This is a genomic window from Echinicola pacifica DSM 19836, from assembly GCF_000373245.1.
GTDB classification, from domain to species: domain Bacteria; phylum Bacteroidota; class Bacteroidia; order Cytophagales; family Cyclobacteriaceae; genus Echinicola; species Echinicola pacifica.
In genome coordinates, this window is sequence record NZ_KB890738.1 from 811,583 (window position 1) to 828,337 (window position 16,755).

Here is a 16,755-nt window from a genome sequence, read left to right on the forward strand (position 1 = left end):
TTCTGCTCACGGCAAAGGGACTTTGTGGGTTCATTGGAGAGGATAGGCGCATGATCTCTCAAATAATGATTTCTTCCTACGGTCTTTTCAAGGCGAAATTCACTGCCTCGGTAGAAGCAGGTGATTTTGCCCCGAAGGGGATACTAAAAAACCACAGGAAGAGGATAAATATCAGGTGACGATCTATAAAAAAATCGTCAAACTATTCATCTTCCTGTGGTTTACTACTTCTGAGCCTATAAGGTTCTATTTTTCGCTTAATTTTCTAAAAGATTTGAAAAATTGAACGATGGTCTCGATGCCCAGCAGGTAGTTTTTCACTCCAAAATGTTCATTTGGCGAGTGTATCGCATCGGTATCCAAACCGAATCCCAGGAGTATAGGGTCTAAGCCCAATTCTTCCTGAAATAATGAGGTGATGGGCACAGATCCGCCCTCACGGGTAGGAATGGCTTTCTTACCAAATACCTCCAGGATAGCCTCTTCTGCGGCTTTATAGCCTACAGAGCTGGTCGGTACCACGGCCGGTTTGCCTCCATGGTGGGGCGTTACCTTTACTTTGACGGACTTAGGAGCGAGAGATTCGAAGTGTTTCTGAAACAATTCTGAGATTTCATGGTGATTCTGATTAGGCACCAGTCGCATTGATATTTTAGCATAGGCTTTGGAAGGCAGGACGGTCTTGGCGCCCTCACCGATATAGCCTCCCCAGATGCCATTCACATCAAGGGTGGGGCGGATGCCTGTGCGCTCGATGGTGCTATAGCCAGCTTCCCCTTCTACCTCTTCGATATTCAATTTCTTTTTGTAATCCTGAAGGTCAAAAGGGGCCTCATTAAGTTTCTTGCGGTAAGCCTCAGACAGCTCTTCTACCTTATCGTAAAATCCCGGAATGGTGATTTTACGGTTTTCATCCTGAAGCTGAGAGATGATATTGCAAAGAATATTAATCGGGTTGGCCACGGCACCTCCGTAAGAGCCACTGTGCAGATCCCGATTGGGTCCAGTCACCTCCACCTGCATATAGGCCAGACCGCGGAGACCCACGGTCACGGATGGGGTGTCCAGAGACAGCATGCTGGTATCAGAGATCAAGACCACATCTGCTTTCAGCTTTTCCTTATTTTCCTTGATATAATTTTCGAGATTGTCGGAGCCCACTTCCTCTTCGCCTTCGATCATAAATTTCACATTGCAGACTAGCTCATCCGCCGCCATCATGGCTTCAAAAGCCTTGACGTGCATGAAAAACTGTCCTTTGTCATCGGCAGAGCCACGCGCAAAGATGGCACCATCAGGATGCAGCTCCGTCTTCCTGATCACAGGATCAAAGGGGGCCGAGTCCCACAGTTCGTATGGATCTGCAGGCTGCACATCATAGTGACCATATACCAATACGGTAGGTAGGGCTGGATCTATGATCTTCTCCCCATAGACTACAGGGTAGCCAGGGGTAGAGCAGATTTCGACCTTGTCAGCTCCAGCTTTTTCAAGGCTGCTTTTGACATAATCTGCAGCTCGCAGTACATCCTCCTTGAATTTTGGGTCAGCACTGACCGAAGGGATTCTTAACAAATCCAATAATTCCTCGATGAACTTGTCCTTATTACTTTGGATAAAATCTTTTGATGCCATATTTGGGAAGTTTATTTCTTAAAATAGTATGACTAAAATCTGAAAATTCAATAAACGAAATGATAGTGAATCGTATTTGTCAGCATGCTTTGCAGCAATAAAGATGGGAAAGGCGGTCGATAAAAAGACCCAAAAACCATTCCCTGCTGCTTGAGAGGCCTGCAGTGGCCTGCACGATGAGAAAGATCCTCTATGAAGCCTAAAATTACAATTTACTTTATGGAAATCCCGATAAATCGATGATTTCCGTAGCCAAATTACTTTTTCCAATCCAGCTGCGGCAGGCTAAGCTTATACCTTACTGCTATCAGTCGGATAATGACGACCACCAGGAAGGAAGCGATCAAATTTGAATTTCTTGATAAGCCTAAATCCTGAAGCACGATAAACATAATGGCGCCACTGAGGCAGGCTGTGGCATAGACTTCTTTCTTGAGAAGTATAGGGGTGGCATTGGTCAGGGTATCACGGATCACTCCTCCCATCACCGCCGAAAACATCCCCATCATGGCGGCTATTATGGGATGCACGCCCAAACTCAGGGCTTTCTCTGCTCCTAAGACCGAGAATAAAGCGATACCCAGAGTATCAAATAAAAATAAGGTCTTCCGCAAACGGAACATAATCTTAAAAAAGAAGATTGCCGTAAGGATCCCTGCGAATATCGCATAGAGATAGGCCACATTATCTATCCAAACCAAGGGGTAGCTGTTGAGCAGCAGGTCTCTCAAAGTACCTCCACCAATCGCCGTGATAAATCCCATAAAACCCGCCCCAAACACATCATGCTCTCGGTCATGCACGGATAGGGCTCCAGATACTGCAAAGAAATAAGTCCCTACCAGTTCGAATATAAATTGTAAATCCATCAAGCTGATTCTGATAATAAGTAGTATGAAAATGTGAATTTAAGGTGATTTTTCTACACTTAAAGACTTCCTTACTGGAATTGTTTTAGAAGAAGTGAATAATGGCCCAGAGAGATACCCCTGCGACGATGACCCAGAGCAGGGTGGCCTGTGTCAGTATCCTCAATCCCCCAGTGGAAAGAACCTTCCAGTTCATCCCCGCGCCGATCAGGAAGAGGGCGAGTGTCATCAGTAAATGTGAGCCCTGCTGAATATATGGCCGGAAGCCAGTCAAAGCCGGAAAGTAGCTGTTTAGCACTACTGCCAAGATAAACAGACCAATGAAATAGGGGATTTTAATACGCTTATTTTGGCTGCCACTGAGGAGGCTCAGACCGAATACCACCGGAATGATCCATAGTGCACGTGCCAATTTGGTGGTGGTGGCGATGGCCAAGGATTCTTCACCAAACTGGCTGGCAGCACCCACCACGGAGCTGGTATCATGGATGGCAATGGCGCACCAGGTTCCAAACTGCCCCTGGCTGAGCCCTGCAAGCTGGCCTATCATCGGGAAAATCCATAAGGCGGCGGCATTGAGGAGGAAGACTGCTGCCAGGGCCACGGTAATCTGGTCTTTGGTGGATCTCAATACCGGTGCGGCAGCAGCAATGGCACTTCCGCCGCAGATGGCCGTGCCTAGGGCTATGAGGCTGGAGGTGCCGCGATCTGTACCAAACAGTCTAGTGAGAAGCCAGCCTAGTACAAGGGTGAGGCTAATGCTGAAGGCCGTGAGGAAAAAACCATCTTGGCTGGTGGCCAAGGCTTCTTTTGCGCTGATGGTAAAGCCTAAGCCCACCACTGCTATTTGTAATGAATAATCCACCACCTTACCGCTCACGGATGCCAGTGGGTTTCCTAAGATATTGGTGAATACCACTCCCAAGCCCAAGGCCAGTGGTGCAGAAATCCCAAAGGCAATACAGGAGAGCCCCAAAGCAATAAAGAGTAGTGCTTTGAAAGTTATTTTTTGATTTAACCATCTTTTGGCTAAATCCCGTCCTAAGTGGAATTGATCAAGTCTCTGCATAGCCATTACATCCTGTAGTGAGATGCAAAGGTGCTATAGATTGGGCTGAGTTGGAAATGGTTTATAGCAATGAGCGATTACCTGAGGTTATGGCTTTGGGCAAACTTCATAAACAAATCACATAGGCCTTCCTTTTGGCCATGCGGTCTGATAAAGAAAAAATGTCTTTCGATTTCCAAGCCCTTGACGTCGATGACGGTGAGTTCTTTATTATGAAGTTCTTTCAGCACGGTGAACACCGAGAGGAAAGCCATGGCATCGGAGTTGAGCAGGTAGCCTTTGATACTTTCTGTGCTGCCGAGTTGCATTTCTTTGGTGAGCTGGCTGAGCTTCATGCCAAGAGGTTTGAGGGCGTGGGCGATGACCTCTAGGGTGCCGGAGCCAGGTTCTCTGAGGAGCAGAGGGATTTGGCAGAGCTTGGTGGTGCTTATGCTGTTTTTCTGTGCCAGTGGATGCTGGGCCCTGGCGATGAGAAGGATTTCGTCTTTGGTAAATTCCGTGTATTTGAAATGACTTTGCTTGGACTGGCCCTCGATGATCCCAAGGTCTATTTCACCTTGCTCCAGCGCCTTCTCGATATTCTCAGTATTATTGGTGGTGAGGGAGAGGCGTATGGTCTGGAATTTCTCATGAAAAGCAGCAAGGATAGGAGGCAGGATATACTGGGCGATGGTGGTGCTGGCGCCAATGCGCAGCTCTCCACTTAGCTCTTTCTTGAAATTATTCAGCTCAAACTCTAAGTCACGATAGATTGAGAAAATCTTGTCGGCATGATCAAAGAGTGTTTTTCCCGCAGGGGTAAGACGAATATGACTGCCCTTCCGGTCAAACAGCTTCACCTCATAAAATTGCTCTATTTGTCGGATATGCTTCGTCACTGCCGGCTGAGTAATGAAGAGTTCCTCTGCNGCCTTGGTAAAATTCAGCCTTTTGGCGACGGTGTGGAATACCTGAAGTCTAAAATCGAACATGGTGCGAAGTTAATAGAAATTATTTTTCTGGTGGGGAAATGGTCAGGCCTTATCCTTGATGGTCTTCTTCCACCTCCTGTAGCGCCATATAGATAAGGTCATTTTCGTATCCTCGGCTGAGCAAAAATCGCTGCACCTTAATTTTCTTCCTGAAGGCATCTGGTTCCGCCAAGCTATTCCACTTGGCACTTGCCAGCCCGAGCAAGGTATCCCAATAGGCCTCCTCGCTTATCTGCTTCATTCCAGCCTTGACGCAATTGGCGGATAGACGATGCTGCTTTAGACCTTGGAGGATTTTTATTTTTCCCCATTTTTTGAGATTGAACTTTCCCCTGACATAGGTCTCGGCAAAGCGCTCCTCATTCAGGAAATTCTCGGTGATCATGACTGAGATGAGCTCTTCCACCTCATCCCGGTGCAGACCATAAGTATATAGCTTGTCCCTTACCTCCTGCTGACTTCTCTCCTGATAAGCACAAAATGCAGCAATTTTTACTTTGGCCTGAGACGGGCTAAGGTTTTTTTTCTGAGGGTCTTGAGAATAATCTTTTCTTAGGAAGGACATTTTATGTAATTTTAGCAACTCATCTCTTTCGAGGACGAATTCCGAAGGAGACATATTCACTTCAAATATATTAAACCTAACCTAAATTATCATGCGTAAGAAAATAGTCGCTGGCAACTGGAAAATGAATGGCACACAGGAAGAAGGCCAAAAGCTTACTTCTGAGATTGTCAATATGGTAAAAGATGAGCGCGTAACGGACGTTACGGTGGTGATCAACCCTCCATTTGTACACGCTAGTAACGTAAAGAAATTGATCGGTGACACTCCTAATATCTTCTTGGGAGGACAAAACTGTTCAGATAAAGAGTCTGGCGCCTATACAGGAGAGACTTCTGCGAAAATCCTTGCCTCTTTTGGTGCTAGCTATGTGATCATCGGTCACAGCGAGCGTAGAGAGTATTTCAAAGAAAGCAATGAGGAGCTGACCGCCAAGGTACAGCAAGCTCTTGCAAACGGCCTCGTACCTATCTTCTGCTGCGGTGAGCCATTGGAGATCCGTGAAGCGGGTACGCATGAAGAGTACGTGAAAGAGCAGTTGACCGCCAGCCTTTTTGGTCTTAGCGAGGAGGATTTTGCAAAAATCGTCGTTGCTTATGAGCCAATCTGGGCTATCGGTACAGGAAAAACGGCCTCTTCGGACCAGGCGCAGGATATGCATGCTGCCATCCGTACGCACTTGGCATCAAAATATGGTAAGATTGCCGACGAAACTTCCATACTTTATGGTGGAAGCTGCAAGCCTGACAATGCCCAGGAGATCTTCTCCAAAGCGGATGTGGATGGCGGCCTGATCGGTGGCGCTTCATTGAAATCCAGAGACTTTGTAGATATCATTAAGTCATTCTAATTTTATCCTGGTACTCCAGTAAAGCACTGGGGTACCTATTTTTCATCGCCTTCCTTTATTAATGTATGGATTACCTGGAATTTAAAATCACCTGCAAAAAAGAATTTAGTGAGATCCTTATTGCTGAACTGGCGGAGGTAGGTTTTGATTCATTTTTAGAAACTGACGCCGGCGTGGAGGCTTATATCCAGGAGGAGCTCTTTGACCGAGCGTCTTATACAGAGGTCATCGAGCAGTATCAGGAGCTGGCAGAAATTTCCGTCGAGGAAGGAAAGATGCCTAAGGTCAACTGGAATGAGGAATGGGAGAAGCACTATGACCCGATATCCATCGGTAATGAGGTGCTGGTCCGTGCCTCCTTTCATCCCGCCAATCCGGAGGTGAAATACGATATTCTCATCAATCCCAAAATGTCTTTTGGTACCGGACACCATGCTACCACCTACCTGATGCTCCGCCACCAGCTGGAGATCGATCATATGGGCAAGAGCATGATTGATATCGGCTCGGGTACCGGCATTCTGGCGATTATGGCGCATAAGCTTGGCGCTGCTACTATCGAGGCTTTTGATATTGATAATTGGTGCGTGGAGAATGGCAATGAGAATTTTGAACTGAATGGAATGACCGAGGTGAAGATGGGCCATGGTACCATCCTGGAAGTCAATCCTAGCGGACCCTTCGACATTGTAATGGCTAATATCAATAAAAATGTCCTTCTCGATGAAATGGAGGTATATGTAAAACTGATGAAGCCAGAAGGCACCTTATTTCTAAGTGGATTCTATGAGCAGGATGTGCCCGATCTGCAATATCGTGGCGAATCCCTAGGCCTGAAGCTGGGCCACCAGAAGTCGAAAGACAACTGGGCCGCTATAGCCTTTACCAGAAAATAAGAAACCGAAAGGGAAGGATAGATTCGGCAAAAGCCTAAAGCATAATCTCCAACCCTTCTTCAGTGAGCTTAGTCTGATAAACCTCTAAGTCCCCACAGGAGCCGCCAGAACTTAATTTTCCCGTTTTCATATCAAACCTATAGCTATGTAAGGGACAGATTACCTCTCCATAGCCATTGATATGGCCGTCCTTCAGGGAGGCTCCCCGATGTGGACATAATTGCTCAAAAGCATATACTTGGTCCGCACTGCGCACCAAGCAAAGTTTCTTGGCGCCCAGCTGGCTGACTTTTATTTTTCCCTCGGGAAGCATTTCCTCCACCGAGGCTCTGCTGCTTCCTAATGTAAACTTGCTCATGGACGGTAGGTTTTAAATCGGTAAAGTACTCAATATAGTCAATCTTCCTCAGGCCACATAAGTAAAGGCAATCGAAACTCCTCCTCAGCCTCGCATAGGGTACAGGTACATTTTATAGCTCCTTCTACCCGCCTTCGCAGGCCTTGGCCATTGTCAGGATGAGTTGCTTTCTTTCTTCTTAGCCCTTATTATAGCGGAGGCGACCCCGCTGTAGGATGGGGATAAGGTGATGGATTTCTATATTGCGCTGTCGTCTTTCCATCTGGAATGAGGAGGAGGTATAACCGGGTTTTTCTACCATTAGTGTAATTTCTCCTAAACTATTCTAAAATATAGAAAGAGAGACCTTGAAATTTGTAAATTAGTATTCTACTTAATATTCACAGCTATGACCCGGTTAATACTATTAATTTTATTCGTGGTACTTTCACCCTTTGCTCATGCCCAGGAGCTGGATGGGGCGTGGAAACTTAGCCATACCAATGGTCTTCCTGTGGAGGATTTGGAGGCCATTAAGATATATCAGGATGGGTATTTTGCCTTATCGGCAAAGCGACTATCAGACAATCACTTTTTAGAAGCCAAAGGAGGCTTATTCACCTTGAAGGATTCTACCGCTTATACCGAAACGTATGATTTCTATACCAGCAATTCTGAGAAAGTAGGTCAGTCCAAGCAGTTTACCATCGATATCATTCAGGACAAAATGGTCTTGTCCTATACCAGCAAAGGAAAAAACCTCATTGAGATTTGGGAAAGGCTATCGGATAAGGAAGATGATCTGAATGGAACATGGGTCATTACTGGACGCAAGAGAGATGATAAAATGCAAACTATGAGCCCTGGCGCTCGCAGAACCGTAAAGATTCTTGGTGGAGGACGTTTTCAGTGGATTGCCTTTAATGATGAAACCAAGGAATTTTCTGGCTCTGGAGGAGGGAATTATACTGCCCAGAATGGAAAATATACCGAATACATCACGGTTTTCAGTAAGGATGACTCTCGAGTAGGGGCTTCTCTGGGTTTTGACTATGAAGTGAAGGACGGTGAATGGCACCATAGCGGACTTAGCTCCAAAGGTGATCCTATCTATGAGGTTTGGTCAAGTTATCGTAAAGCTTATTTAGAAAAACAATAATTGTAAACATTGGAAAATTAGAGGAAACACCAATTTATTTACCACAAGTGGGAAGCATTGAGAAGGAATTTTCAATGCTTTTTTTTATGTGGGTAATTGCTGTGATCATTAGGAAAGCTCCAAGGATTGGGCTGGCAGATGCCAGGTGGAAAGGGAAAGCTCGCTTGGATTTCTGGTCTGCTTTGTTTCAAAAATGAAATTCTTATTTATGATCCGTAAGAAATGTTTATTTTTGGACAAAATCTACCAAAGCATTTGCCCGACAGGGCACAAAAAATACATAAATGAAAGCAGAGAAAAATAAAGTAGTCAGCGTAGCCTATGAGCTTCATGTAGATGATGGAGAAAATGGCAAGCAGTTCAAGGAAAAGGTAAATAAAGAGCAAGCCTTTCCTTTTTTGTTTGGCGCAGGCAATACCCTTCCGGCACTTGAGGAGGCCATTCTTGGAAAAAGCGTTGGGGATACTTTTGAGGCTTATATAGACTATGAAAACGCCTACGGAGATTACGACGAAAGCAAACTAGCGATTATTCCAAAAGCCAATTTTAAAGAAAATGGAAAGAAGAATAAGGATATGCTCAAAATCGGTCAGGTGATATCCATGCAGGATGACGAAGGAAATCACCTTCGTGGGGAGATCCTCAAGGTGGATTATAAAGGAGTGCATATGGACTTCAATTCTCCATTGGCGGGTTATGACCTGTATTTCACGGGAGAGATCGTCGAGATCCGGGAAGCCGAGGCGGAGGAGATCGAGCATGGCCATGTACATGGGCCAGGTGGTCATCATCATCATTAATAGTACTGAGCCACTTCTCTTTGGAAGTGGCTTTTTGACTTTCGATCTTTATAAGTGGAAGTGTAAATGGACTAATAGACAATTGATTTTTTTGTATTATTATTTTTTGAGATCAATGAGTAACTTTGACCATGTCCTTTTCCATTAAAAGCTATTTGTACCAAGAGTTTTCCTCGCAAGGCCTTGATACCACAAACGAGTCATTTATCCATGCTTTGGAGGTAGCTTTGTTTTCGAATCGCTCATTATTTCTTACCGGCAAAGCAGGGACAGGAAAGACCACCTTCCTTCATACGCTAAAGAAGTTGAATAGCGACAAGAATATGGCGGTGGTGGCACCCACGGGCGTTGCGGCTATTAATGCAAAGGGTAAGACCATCCATTCGTTTTTTAAAATTGACCCGAGGCAGATGTTTCTACCGGGTGATCCCAGGCTGGATCCAAAAGGCTCAGAAAAGGAGCAGAATATTTTTGAGCAGTTCCAATACAGAAAGAAGCAAAGGGATATTATCAATCGCCTGGACCTATTGGTGATTGATGAGGTGTCCATGGTACGGGTAGAGCTCATCGATGTGATCGACCGCATCCTGAGGGTTTACCGCAAAAAGATGCACCTACCCTTTGGGGGTGTGCAGATGGTATTCATCGGAGATCCATTTCAGCTTCCTCCAGTGGTGCGCCCTGCCGATTGGCAGCATTTGGCGGCCCATTATTCAAGTAGGTTTTTCTTTAGCTCGCATGGATTTCAGGAGCTGAGACCAATCCATATAGAACTCGAAAGAATCTATCGGCAGAAAGATGAAAATCTCAAGCAGATTCTAAATCGTATCCGCGAGAGTGAGCATACCCATCAGGACCTGGAGGTGCTCAATGCCACTGCCAAAAAATATAGTTTTGACCTGCTGGATCAGGAGTATATCCTCATCGGTACTCACAATGCCACGATTTCAGAGATCAATCATAAGAAGCTTGCCGAGATTAAGAAAGAACCGCGAACGTATAAGGCGGCGTTTAAGGATAATTTCCCGCTCAATATGGCGCCATTTGACCCAGTGGACCTGACGCTGAAGATTGGTGCTCAGGTGATATTTATGCGGAATAATCAGGAGGCCAAATATTATAATGGTATGATCGGCAAGGTGACTAAGCTGGAAGATAGCCGAATAGAAGTCGAAGATCATCGTGGATTTATGTATGAGGTCACTCAGGAGATGTGGGAGAATGTGGAATATGTGTTTAATGAAAAAAAGAGGATCCTAGAGGCCAATGTCATCGGGACTTTCACCCAGTTTCCATTGAAACTCGCCTGGGCCATCACCGTGCATAAGAGTCAGGGACTGACATTTGATCGGGCGATTCTGGATATAGGAAGGTCTTTTGAGGCTGGGCAGGCGTATGTGGCTCTGTCCCGCTGTACCAATCTCGAAGGGATGATCCTAAAGTCGCCCATCTCGACTTTTAGCATCAAGGTCAGTCCTGAAAGTATCGATTTCAGCCGCCAGCGTACTGCCGCCCTCCAAGTGGAAGCGGAGCTTAAGGGGGCTCGAGCAAGACAGCTGCTTAAGCATGCTTTCAAGGCCTTCAGAAAGGGCCAATATGAATTGGCTCAGGAGATGTTTGATGAGGTCAATGCGATCGAAGATGTCACCCATTACCCTAAATGGAAAAAATTCCTCAAACTTAAGGAGCAGCTAGAAAATCGCTATTATTGCAGAAAGTAGAAGTCAGACTATTCCCCTGGTTTGAGGTACTGGTTACTCGCCATACATTGTAAGAGGGAATTTAATGAAATAATAAAGAATCTATTTCCATCTGTTCCATAGAAATACTAAATCCGCTATCTTAGCATATATTAATTCTTTCGGATAAAAATCATATTTTATTATGGGCCAAAAATCAACTTTTCTCTTCGTCATCTGTATGTTATTTGCCTCCCTGCCACTACTGGCGCAGGAAGCTGAAGAAGCCGAAACCAAAAACAGGGTGGTATTCTCTCTTGGTTATACCTGGATTCCCCAAGGGGCAAAACTCAGTGAGTCGGAGACTGGCGATGGTTTTTTCGTGCCTGCGGTAGGCTTTGATTACTTTAGAAAAGTAAGCGATAGGCTGGAGGTAGGAATGATGTGGGACTGGGAGCTGGACCATTATATCATTAGAAATTCAGAGTTGGAGCGTGAGCGAGCCATGATTTTTGCGGCTGTAGCCAGCTATGAGCTGATGGAGCATTGGGCCGTTTATGCGGGCTTGGGTGGAGAATTTGAGAAGAATGAAAACCTGATGATATGGAGGTTAGGGACTGAATATGCCATCCCTATGGGCCACAACTGGGAGTTTCTACCTTCCTTTACATTTGATATAAAGGAAGGTTATAACTCTTGGAACCTAGCCGTTGGATTTGGCAAGAGATTCTAGGAATGGCCTATCTAATCGACTTTCCTGAATTCCAGGCTGTCATCAGTATTGTATAATCTTAGCCCTCTTGGCTGGATGGCAAAGCGAAAAGACTTCCCTTCGATCAGCTGTAGGAATTGCTGCTCTTCACTGAGTCGTTCGCAGCTGTTATTGGTCGTAACGAGATCCTTGAATGTGAGGACCTGACCTGCCATGGATAGGTTTCCATTGATTCTATTGCAGCCTCCAAAGCCGAAAAACTGATTTCTCTGTAGGTTAAACTCAATATTAGGAGCCTTAAATTCCTTGCTTACCGCTAGGCCATTGACGCTTTCCAGCACCCAAATATCGTTTAGTCGGTAATCTCCTTGGTAACTGCCACAGCCAGAATACTCCCGATACTCCGCTTCTTCATTGGTCTTTACTCTTACCGATACCTTATAGTCGAAATCCATTCCAGACATAGAGTCCTGGCATTTTTGCTTGAAGATGGTGACCTGTAGTTGCCCCTTCTCTGTTTGTGCATTATAATGCTCCGCTTGTATATCCTGGGGCTTTACAGGCTTTGGAAGGGGCACGCTAAACTCCTCTTCTCCCAAGACATCTAAGACCATCTTGCCAGAAAAATCCATCTTTAAGCTCCAAAAAGGCTCATTTCCGGTGGCCTTGAAGCCGATGAAGCCTTTTTCCTTATGAATCTCATCAAAATTTTCAGGCTTTTTGGCAGTTAGCCAATATAATGCCGCTAGGTCCCCCTCTATGGCAGCGCCATTCTGATCGAGCACTTGAAGGCTATCCTTATGTATAACGAAGGAATGAAATCCCCCTCCTTCCTTATTCAGCACCAATCGATCTCCCGTCCAGCTTTTGATCTTTCCCTGGCTGCGCACTTCCTGCTCAGACCGCTCCAAATAAAACATAGTCTCAGAATAGGTGGAATCCTGAAAGATCTCCAAGCTATACTTCAAACCCGGACAGTCCGCACATGGCAAAATCCCATAATAGGTACCTGTGGGAAGGGAGGAATCAGGCTTGGCACAGCTAAAGCAGATTCCAAGGCCTAATAAGAAAAGTAAAATGGATATAGAGCTATGTTTTTTCATGTTCACTATGATTTAAAGAATCCTGATACTATAAAAAGATCGAAAGTTTATAAAAACTAAATTAAAGCAATTTATGTGCAAAAGTAGCCCGGAAAGTTAGATTTTCCATTCTAAAAGGATTCCCTTCCGCGGAAGCGCCAGTGCCTTGGTACCTAGGAAATCTGGAATAGGCCTGGGAAGCTCTCTTATATCAATCGCCAGGCTGGTTTTGACTTCGGCCTATTGGAAACTAAAATCGGCATATGACAGATTAAAATGTCCTTAAAGTTTTGAGGGCCTTAACAAATGGTTTTGGGAAGAACAGTTTTTTTCTTATTTGGAGAAAGGAATCGAATTAAATTTTTATTTTAAACCTGCATTATGCAATTGCTCGCCTGCGGTGGCGGTAGGGTACCATTAGTTTTAATATAAAGGGGAGGCTTGTGCTCGTTTAGGGTAGGTGAAATTGAAGCGAAGCGCCTGACCACTGCGGGGGGCTAAGGAAATAATGCTGTGCGGCTCGGGTGAGGAGGTGTTTTATAGTGAAACAATTACTAACCAACAATATCCATAAAGTATGATGAAAGAGAGAAAAATCCTTTTGAGTGAAAGTGACATTCCTGACAAATGGTATAATATCGTGGCCGATATGCCTAATAAGCCATTGCCTCCCCTTCATCCCGTCACCAGAGAGCCCATTGGGCCTGAGGCCTTGGGAGGATTATTTCCCGAGGAACTGGTGCGGCAGGAGGTCACCATGGACCGATGGGTAGATATCCCCGATGAGGTGAGAAATATCTATTCTATCTGGCGCCCCACCCCGATGTACCGAGCCTATGGACTGGAGAAGGCCCTGGATACCCCCGCCAAAATCTACTATAAGTATGAAGGAGTGAGCCCATCGGGATCCCACAAGCCCAATACTGCCGTACCTCAAGCGTATTATAATAAGCAGGCAGGGGTGAAGCGGATCACCACCGAGACGGGTGCGGGACAGTGGGGAAGTGCTTTAAGTTTTGCTTGTCAGCATTTTGATATAGAATGTGAGGTGTATATGGTGCGGCTTTCCTACGATCATAAGCCCTACCGGAAGATCATGATGAACACCTGGGGTGCTAAGGTGTTTCCTTCCCCATCGGAGGCGACGGAGGTGGGTAGAAAAATCCTTGCCGAAAACCCGAATACCACAGGCTCCCTGGGCATAGCCATTTCAGAGGCTATTGAGCGGGCCACCAGTACGCCGAATACCAAATATGCGCTAGGAAGCGTGCTCAATCACGTTAAGCTTCATCAGACCATCATCGGTCTGGAGGCGATCAAGCAAATGGAGAAGGCCGGGGATATGCCGGATATCGTCATTGCTCCCTTTGGTGGAGGGTCGAATTTTGCGGGGCTGGCCTTTCCGTTTTTGAGGCTTAATATGGTGGAGGGAAGGAATATTCGCTGCATAGCCAGTGAGCCTACTTCCTGCCCTAAGCTCACCAAAGGGGTATTTCGATACGATTTTGGGGATACCGTGGGGATGACCCCGCTGCTGCCGATGTACACTCTGGGGCATAATTTTGTGCCAGCTCCCATCCATGCTGGAGGACTGCGCTATCATGGTGCTGGCGTGATCGTAAGCCAGTTGCTGCGGGATCAGCTGATCGAGGCGACTTCGCATGACAATCTTGAGGTATTCGAAGCAGGAATCACCTTTGCGCGAGCAGAAGGAATCATCCCGGCGCCGGAAGCCACACATGGCATCGCCACCGCCATCCGCGAGGCACAAAAGTGCAAGGAAGAAGGTACTTCCAAAACCATTCTCTTCAACCTCTGCGGTCATGGCAATTTTGATATGAAGGCCTATGAGGATTATTTCGCAGGAAAAATCGTCAAACATGAGCTGACCGATGAGGACATCCAGAAGTCCCTCTCCCAGCTGGACACCCCCATCATCCCTGATCGGTAAGAGAAGGGAGGTTTTCTAAACCAAAAAAAGGCCATGGACTCCCATCTGAGGGACCATGGCCTTATTGATTGGCGTATTTTTATTTTTGAGGGATTTCCAGGTTTTTCAGAAATTTGGTCAGGGCTGTGTTTCCGTTAGGGTCAGCATCCCATACAGGACCTAGGTAGAGCTCGTCTCTTACGAGCAATTTTATATAATATTTCACCACAATGCGGTCCTTGTCCAGGGCGGTGCTTGGATCCAGCCCCATGCTTTCCATAAGGTCAGCTTCTCTACCTTCCACACGCATCAGGACAAACTGCACCTTGTCGGCAAGCAGCTGCTTATTTGTTTTGATTTGATCCAGGTATTCTACTTGATAGGGGTAGTTGGCATTGAAGACCGACATTAAGCTCGCTTTTTCGGCTTTTTGGGCGGCTTCCACCGCTTCTGCGGATTTGCCATACAGGTCATATCGGTAGGTGGCCAGCAGCGCGGACTCACCGGAAGCGCCTCCTAATGGCACGCCGAGCTTAAAGATGTCCAGGTTGAGCGGTGTTTTCTGGATAAATTTCCCCGAAAAAGCTGTGGATTCCCCTGATTTGGAAGAGGCTGCGGAGGAGTTTCCACCGACCAGTGGTGCAGGGAAAGTGGCCATATCCAGCGGCATGAGATTGAGAGATTTGGTGTTTTGCCCGGCTATTTCCAATGCCGCTTCCAGCTCTTCAATAGTTTTTCCACTGAGGGTCCAGGCGGATTGTTGATTGACGATGGTATTGTTCTGGGAGAAAGGAAGCACGTTTAGGACAAATTCTCCTGAGCTCTTCCGAGTGATAAGGACGATATTGCCAATATGCCTACGGACAAAAAACTGCGCATAAGCGGTCTGCACCTCCTCAGACAGGATGAGTTCTTCCAATTCGTAATAGGCCACGGGATCGCCGCCAGCCTCCACGAGTGCAGGATGAACCTGCTTTGCCATGTGTGTCCAGCTCATCGGAGGCCGTGCTGTGGGCGCTGCCGAGATAAGTACCACCGCTCGGCCGTCCAAAAAATACGAGGGAGCATTACTCTGGCCGAATGTTTGAATGACCAGAAGCAAATAACATATCAATGTCGCAATATATTTCATATCGTTGTGTACATTCTAAAAGACTAAATTACTATTTTCACCGATATACTTTACCTAAATCCCAGTTAATCCCATGAAAGCTTTCAAAATCCTTAGCTTTTTAGCTGCACTATTTATCTATACTAGTCTTCAGGCTCAGGAGCAGGAGCGCAAACAGTTATTGGCGGATTTTGCTTACCTGGCATCCGATGAGCTGGAGGGGCGCGCACCACTTTCCGAGGGCAGCATGAAGGCGAGAGAACTGATCAAAACTAGGTTCAAAACCCTGGGCCTGAGCAGTCAGTTTGACGATTATACGCAGTTTTTTACCTTCGGCAAGGAGAATGAAGTGAAGGATGCGGCAAATATCGTAGGGTTTGTGCCAGGAGCAGAAACGGACAAGATCATAGTGGTCACCGCACATTATGATCACCTGGGAGTTCACGAAGGTAAGGTCTATAATGGCGCAGATGATAATGCCTCAGGTACCGCCGCGCTACTGGCGATGGCCTCCTATTTTTCCAAACACCGACCGCAGCATTCCATGATATTTGCAGCTTTAGATGCCGAGGAGAAGGGACTCCAAGGCGCCAAAGCACTATTGAAAGACTTCCCCTTCCCGCTGGAGCAAATTGTCCTTAATGTAAATATGGACATGATCAGCAGGAGTGACAAGAATGAAATCTACGCCTGCGGGACTTATCACTATCCACAGCTAAAACCATGGCTGGAAACCGCCGGTGCCAGCTCTTCTGTGGAACTGCTTTTTGGGCATGACCTTCCTGATACGGGACATGAGGACTGGACCAGTGCCTCAGATCATGGCCCTTTTCATGGAGAGAAGATCCCTTTTGTGTATTTTGGCGTGGAGGATCATCCCGATTATCATAAGGATACCGATACCTTCGATAAGGTAAATCAGGATTTCTATGTCCAGGTAGTGAAGCTGATCAGGAATAGCATTTTGATCATGGATGAACAGCTGGCTTTATAACAGCTTTTTCAGGAAGGCCTGAGCGCCTCCAGCACCAGTCCTTTTAGTATTTGCTGGCGCAAAAGGATTTTATCTTATTAGATTATAAATCCCGAC

At 46.1% G+C, this 16,755-nt stretch carries 16 protein-coding genes; 8 read left to right on the forward strand and 8 right to left on the reverse strand.

From position 1 onward, the window contains the following. Positions 1-246 precede the first annotated feature (246 nt). From B050_RS0103400 to B050_RS0103420, 5 genes are all read right to left on the reverse strand, one after another. Positions 247-1,635, reverse strand: a complete 1,389-nt coding sequence (locus B050_RS0103400) for a dipeptidase (protein ID WP_018472482.1) — start codon at positions 1,633-1,635, stop codon at positions 247-249. Positions 1,636-1,892: 257 nt separating this feature from the next. Beyond that, a complete protein-coding gene (locus B050_RS0103405) occupies positions 1,893-2,504 on the reverse strand; it encodes a trimeric intracellular cation channel family protein (RefSeq protein ID WP_018472483.1) in 612 nt (203 codons plus the stop codon). An 85-nt stretch (positions 2,505-2,589) separates the two neighbouring features. Next, positions 2,590-3,573, reverse strand: a complete 984-nt coding sequence (locus B050_RS0103410) for a YeiH family protein (protein WP_044201682.1) — start codon at positions 3,571-3,573, stop codon at positions 2,590-2,592. A 77-nt stretch (positions 3,574-3,650) separates the two neighbouring features. Then, positions 3,651-4,544 carry a LysR family transcriptional regulator gene (locus B050_RS0103415; RefSeq protein ID WP_018472485.1) on the reverse strand — a complete coding sequence of 298 codons (894 nt, stop codon included), beginning with the start codon at positions 4,542-4,544 and terminating at the stop codon, positions 3,651-3,653. Between the two features lie 49 nt (positions 4,545-4,593). Continuing rightward, positions 4,594-5,109 (reverse strand): regulatory protein RecX, encoded by a 516-nt coding sequence (locus B050_RS0103420; protein ID WP_044201687.1) that lies wholly within the window; start codon positions 5,107-5,109, stop codon positions 4,594-4,596. 91 nt (positions 5,110-5,200) lie between these two features. On the opposite strand from B050_RS0103420, the gene tpiA reads away from it, so the two are divergent. Next, entirely contained in the window at positions 5,201-5,959 is a 759-nt protein-coding gene (tpiA, locus tag B050_RS0103425; protein ID WP_018472487.1) for a triose-phosphate isomerase, read from the forward strand. A gap of 65 nt (positions 5,960-6,024) precedes the next feature. Then, positions 6,025-6,855, forward strand: a complete 831-nt coding sequence (gene prmA, locus B050_RS0103430; protein WP_018472488.1) for a 50S ribosomal protein L11 methyltransferase — start codon at positions 6,025-6,027, stop codon at positions 6,853-6,855. 34 nt (positions 6,856-6,889) lie between these two features. On the opposite strand, the gene B050_RS0103435 is transcribed toward prmA, so the two are convergent. Beyond that, positions 6,890-7,213, reverse strand: coding sequence for a Rieske (2Fe-2S) protein (locus tag B050_RS0103435; RefSeq protein WP_018472489.1), 324 nt, complete (start codon positions 7,211-7,213; stop codon positions 6,890-6,892). A 388-nt stretch (positions 7,214-7,601) separates the two neighbouring features. Between B050_RS0103435 and B050_RS0103440 the strand changes: the two genes are divergently transcribed. The 4 genes from B050_RS0103440 (at position 7,602) to B050_RS0103460 (ending at position 11,563) form a co-directional block, all read left to right on the forward strand. Continuing rightward, entirely contained in the window at positions 7,602-8,351 is a 750-nt protein-coding gene (locus B050_RS0103440; protein ID WP_018472490.1) for a hypothetical protein, read from the forward strand. Between the two features lie 284 nt (positions 8,352-8,635). Next, the gene (locus B050_RS0103450; protein ID WP_018472492.1) at positions 8,636-9,151 is read left to right on the forward strand and encodes an FKBP-type peptidyl-prolyl cis-trans isomerase; all 516 of its coding nucleotides are present in this window, start codon (positions 8,636-8,638) and stop codon (positions 9,149-9,151) included. 131 nt (positions 9,152-9,282) lie between these two features. After that, positions 9,283-10,872 (forward strand): ATP-dependent DNA helicase, encoded by a 1,590-nt coding sequence (locus B050_RS0103455; RefSeq protein WP_018472493.1) that lies wholly within the window; start codon positions 9,283-9,285, stop codon positions 10,870-10,872. Between the two features lie 163 nt (positions 10,873-11,035). After that, positions 11,036-11,563: a hypothetical protein gene (locus B050_RS0103460; protein WP_157492507.1), complete on the forward strand. Its 528-nt coding sequence runs from the start codon at positions 11,036-11,038 to the stop codon at positions 11,561-11,563. A gap of 11 nt (positions 11,564-11,574) precedes the next feature. Here the strand turns inward: B050_RS0103460 and B050_RS22000 are convergent, their stop codons facing one another. Next, positions 11,575-12,645 (reverse strand): copper resistance protein NlpE N-terminal domain-containing protein, encoded by a 1,071-nt coding sequence (locus tag B050_RS22000; protein WP_018472495.1) that lies wholly within the window; start codon positions 12,643-12,645, stop codon positions 11,575-11,577. Positions 12,646-13,201: 556 nt separating this feature from the next. On the opposite strand from B050_RS22000, the gene B050_RS0103470 reads away from it, so the two are divergent. Next, entirely contained in the window at positions 13,202-14,575 is a 1,374-nt protein-coding gene (locus B050_RS0103470) for a TrpB-like pyridoxal phosphate-dependent enzyme (RefSeq protein ID WP_018472496.1), read from the forward strand. Between the two features lie 79 nt (positions 14,576-14,654). Here B050_RS0103470 and B050_RS0103475 read toward each other — a convergent pair whose 3' ends face one another. After that, positions 14,655-15,686: a hypothetical protein gene (locus B050_RS0103475; RefSeq protein WP_018472497.1), complete on the reverse strand. Its 1,032-nt coding sequence runs from the start codon at positions 15,684-15,686 to the stop codon at positions 14,655-14,657. Positions 15,687-15,759: 73 nt separating this feature from the next. Between B050_RS0103475 and B050_RS0103480 the strand changes: the two genes are divergently transcribed. After that, positions 15,760-16,659, forward strand: coding sequence for a M28 family peptidase (locus B050_RS0103480; protein WP_018472498.1), 900 nt, complete (start codon positions 15,760-15,762; stop codon positions 16,657-16,659). Positions 16,660-16,755 lie beyond the last annotated feature (96 nt).

Excerpts from the sequence above, each read along its gene's own strand:
- B050_RS0103400 (WP_018472482.1), bottom strand. The coding sequence starts at position 1,635 with ATGGCATCAAAAGATTTTATCCAAAGTAATAAGGACAAGTTCATCGAG.
- B050_RS0103405 (WP_018472483.1), bottom strand. The coding sequence starts at position 2,504 with ATGGATTTACAATTTATATTCGAACTGGTAGGGACTTATTTCTTTGCA.
- B050_RS0103410 (WP_044201682.1), bottom strand. The coding sequence starts at position 3,573 with ATGCAGAGACTTGATCAATTCCACTTAGGACGGGATTTAGCCAAAAGA.
- B050_RS0103420 (WP_044201687.1), bottom strand. The coding sequence starts at position 5,109 with ATGTCCTTCCTAAGAAAAGATTATTCTCAAGACCCTCAGAAAAAAAAC.
- tpiA (WP_018472487.1), top strand. The coding sequence starts at position 5,201 with ATGCGTAAGAAAATAGTCGCTGGCAACTGGAAAATGAATGGCACACAG.
- prmA (WP_018472488.1), top strand. The coding sequence starts at position 6,025 with ATGGATTACCTGGAATTTAAAATCACCTGCAAAAAAGAATTTAGTGAG.
- B050_RS0103435 (WP_018472489.1), bottom strand. The coding sequence starts at position 7,213 with ATGAGCAAGTTTACATTAGGAAGCAGCAGAGCCTCGGTGGAGGAAATG.
- B050_RS0103440 (WP_018472490.1), top strand. The coding sequence starts at position 7,602 with ATGACCCGGTTAATACTATTAATTTTATTCGTGGTACTTTCACCCTTT.
- B050_RS0103450 (WP_018472492.1), top strand. The coding sequence starts at position 8,636 with ATGAAAGCAGAGAAAAATAAAGTAGTCAGCGTAGCCTATGAGCTTCAT.
- B050_RS0103455 (WP_018472493.1), top strand. The coding sequence starts at position 9,283 with ATGTCCTTTTCCATTAAAAGCTATTTGTACCAAGAGTTTTCCTCGCAA.
- B050_RS0103460 (WP_157492507.1), top strand. The coding sequence starts at position 11,036 with ATGGGCCAAAAATCAACTTTTCTCTTCGTCATCTGTATGTTATTTGCC.
- B050_RS22000 (WP_018472495.1), bottom strand. The coding sequence starts at position 12,645 with ATGAAAAAACATAGCTCTATATCCATTTTACTTTTCTTATTAGGCCTT.
- B050_RS0103470 (WP_018472496.1), top strand. The coding sequence starts at position 13,202 with ATGATGAAAGAGAGAAAAATCCTTTTGAGTGAAAGTGACATTCCTGAC.
- B050_RS0103475 (WP_018472497.1), bottom strand. The coding sequence starts at position 15,686 with ATGAAATATATTGCGACATTGATATGTTATTTGCTTCTGGTCATTCAA.
- B050_RS0103480 (WP_018472498.1), top strand. The coding sequence starts at position 15,760 with ATGAAAGCTTTCAAAATCCTTAGCTTTTTAGCTGCACTATTTATCTAT.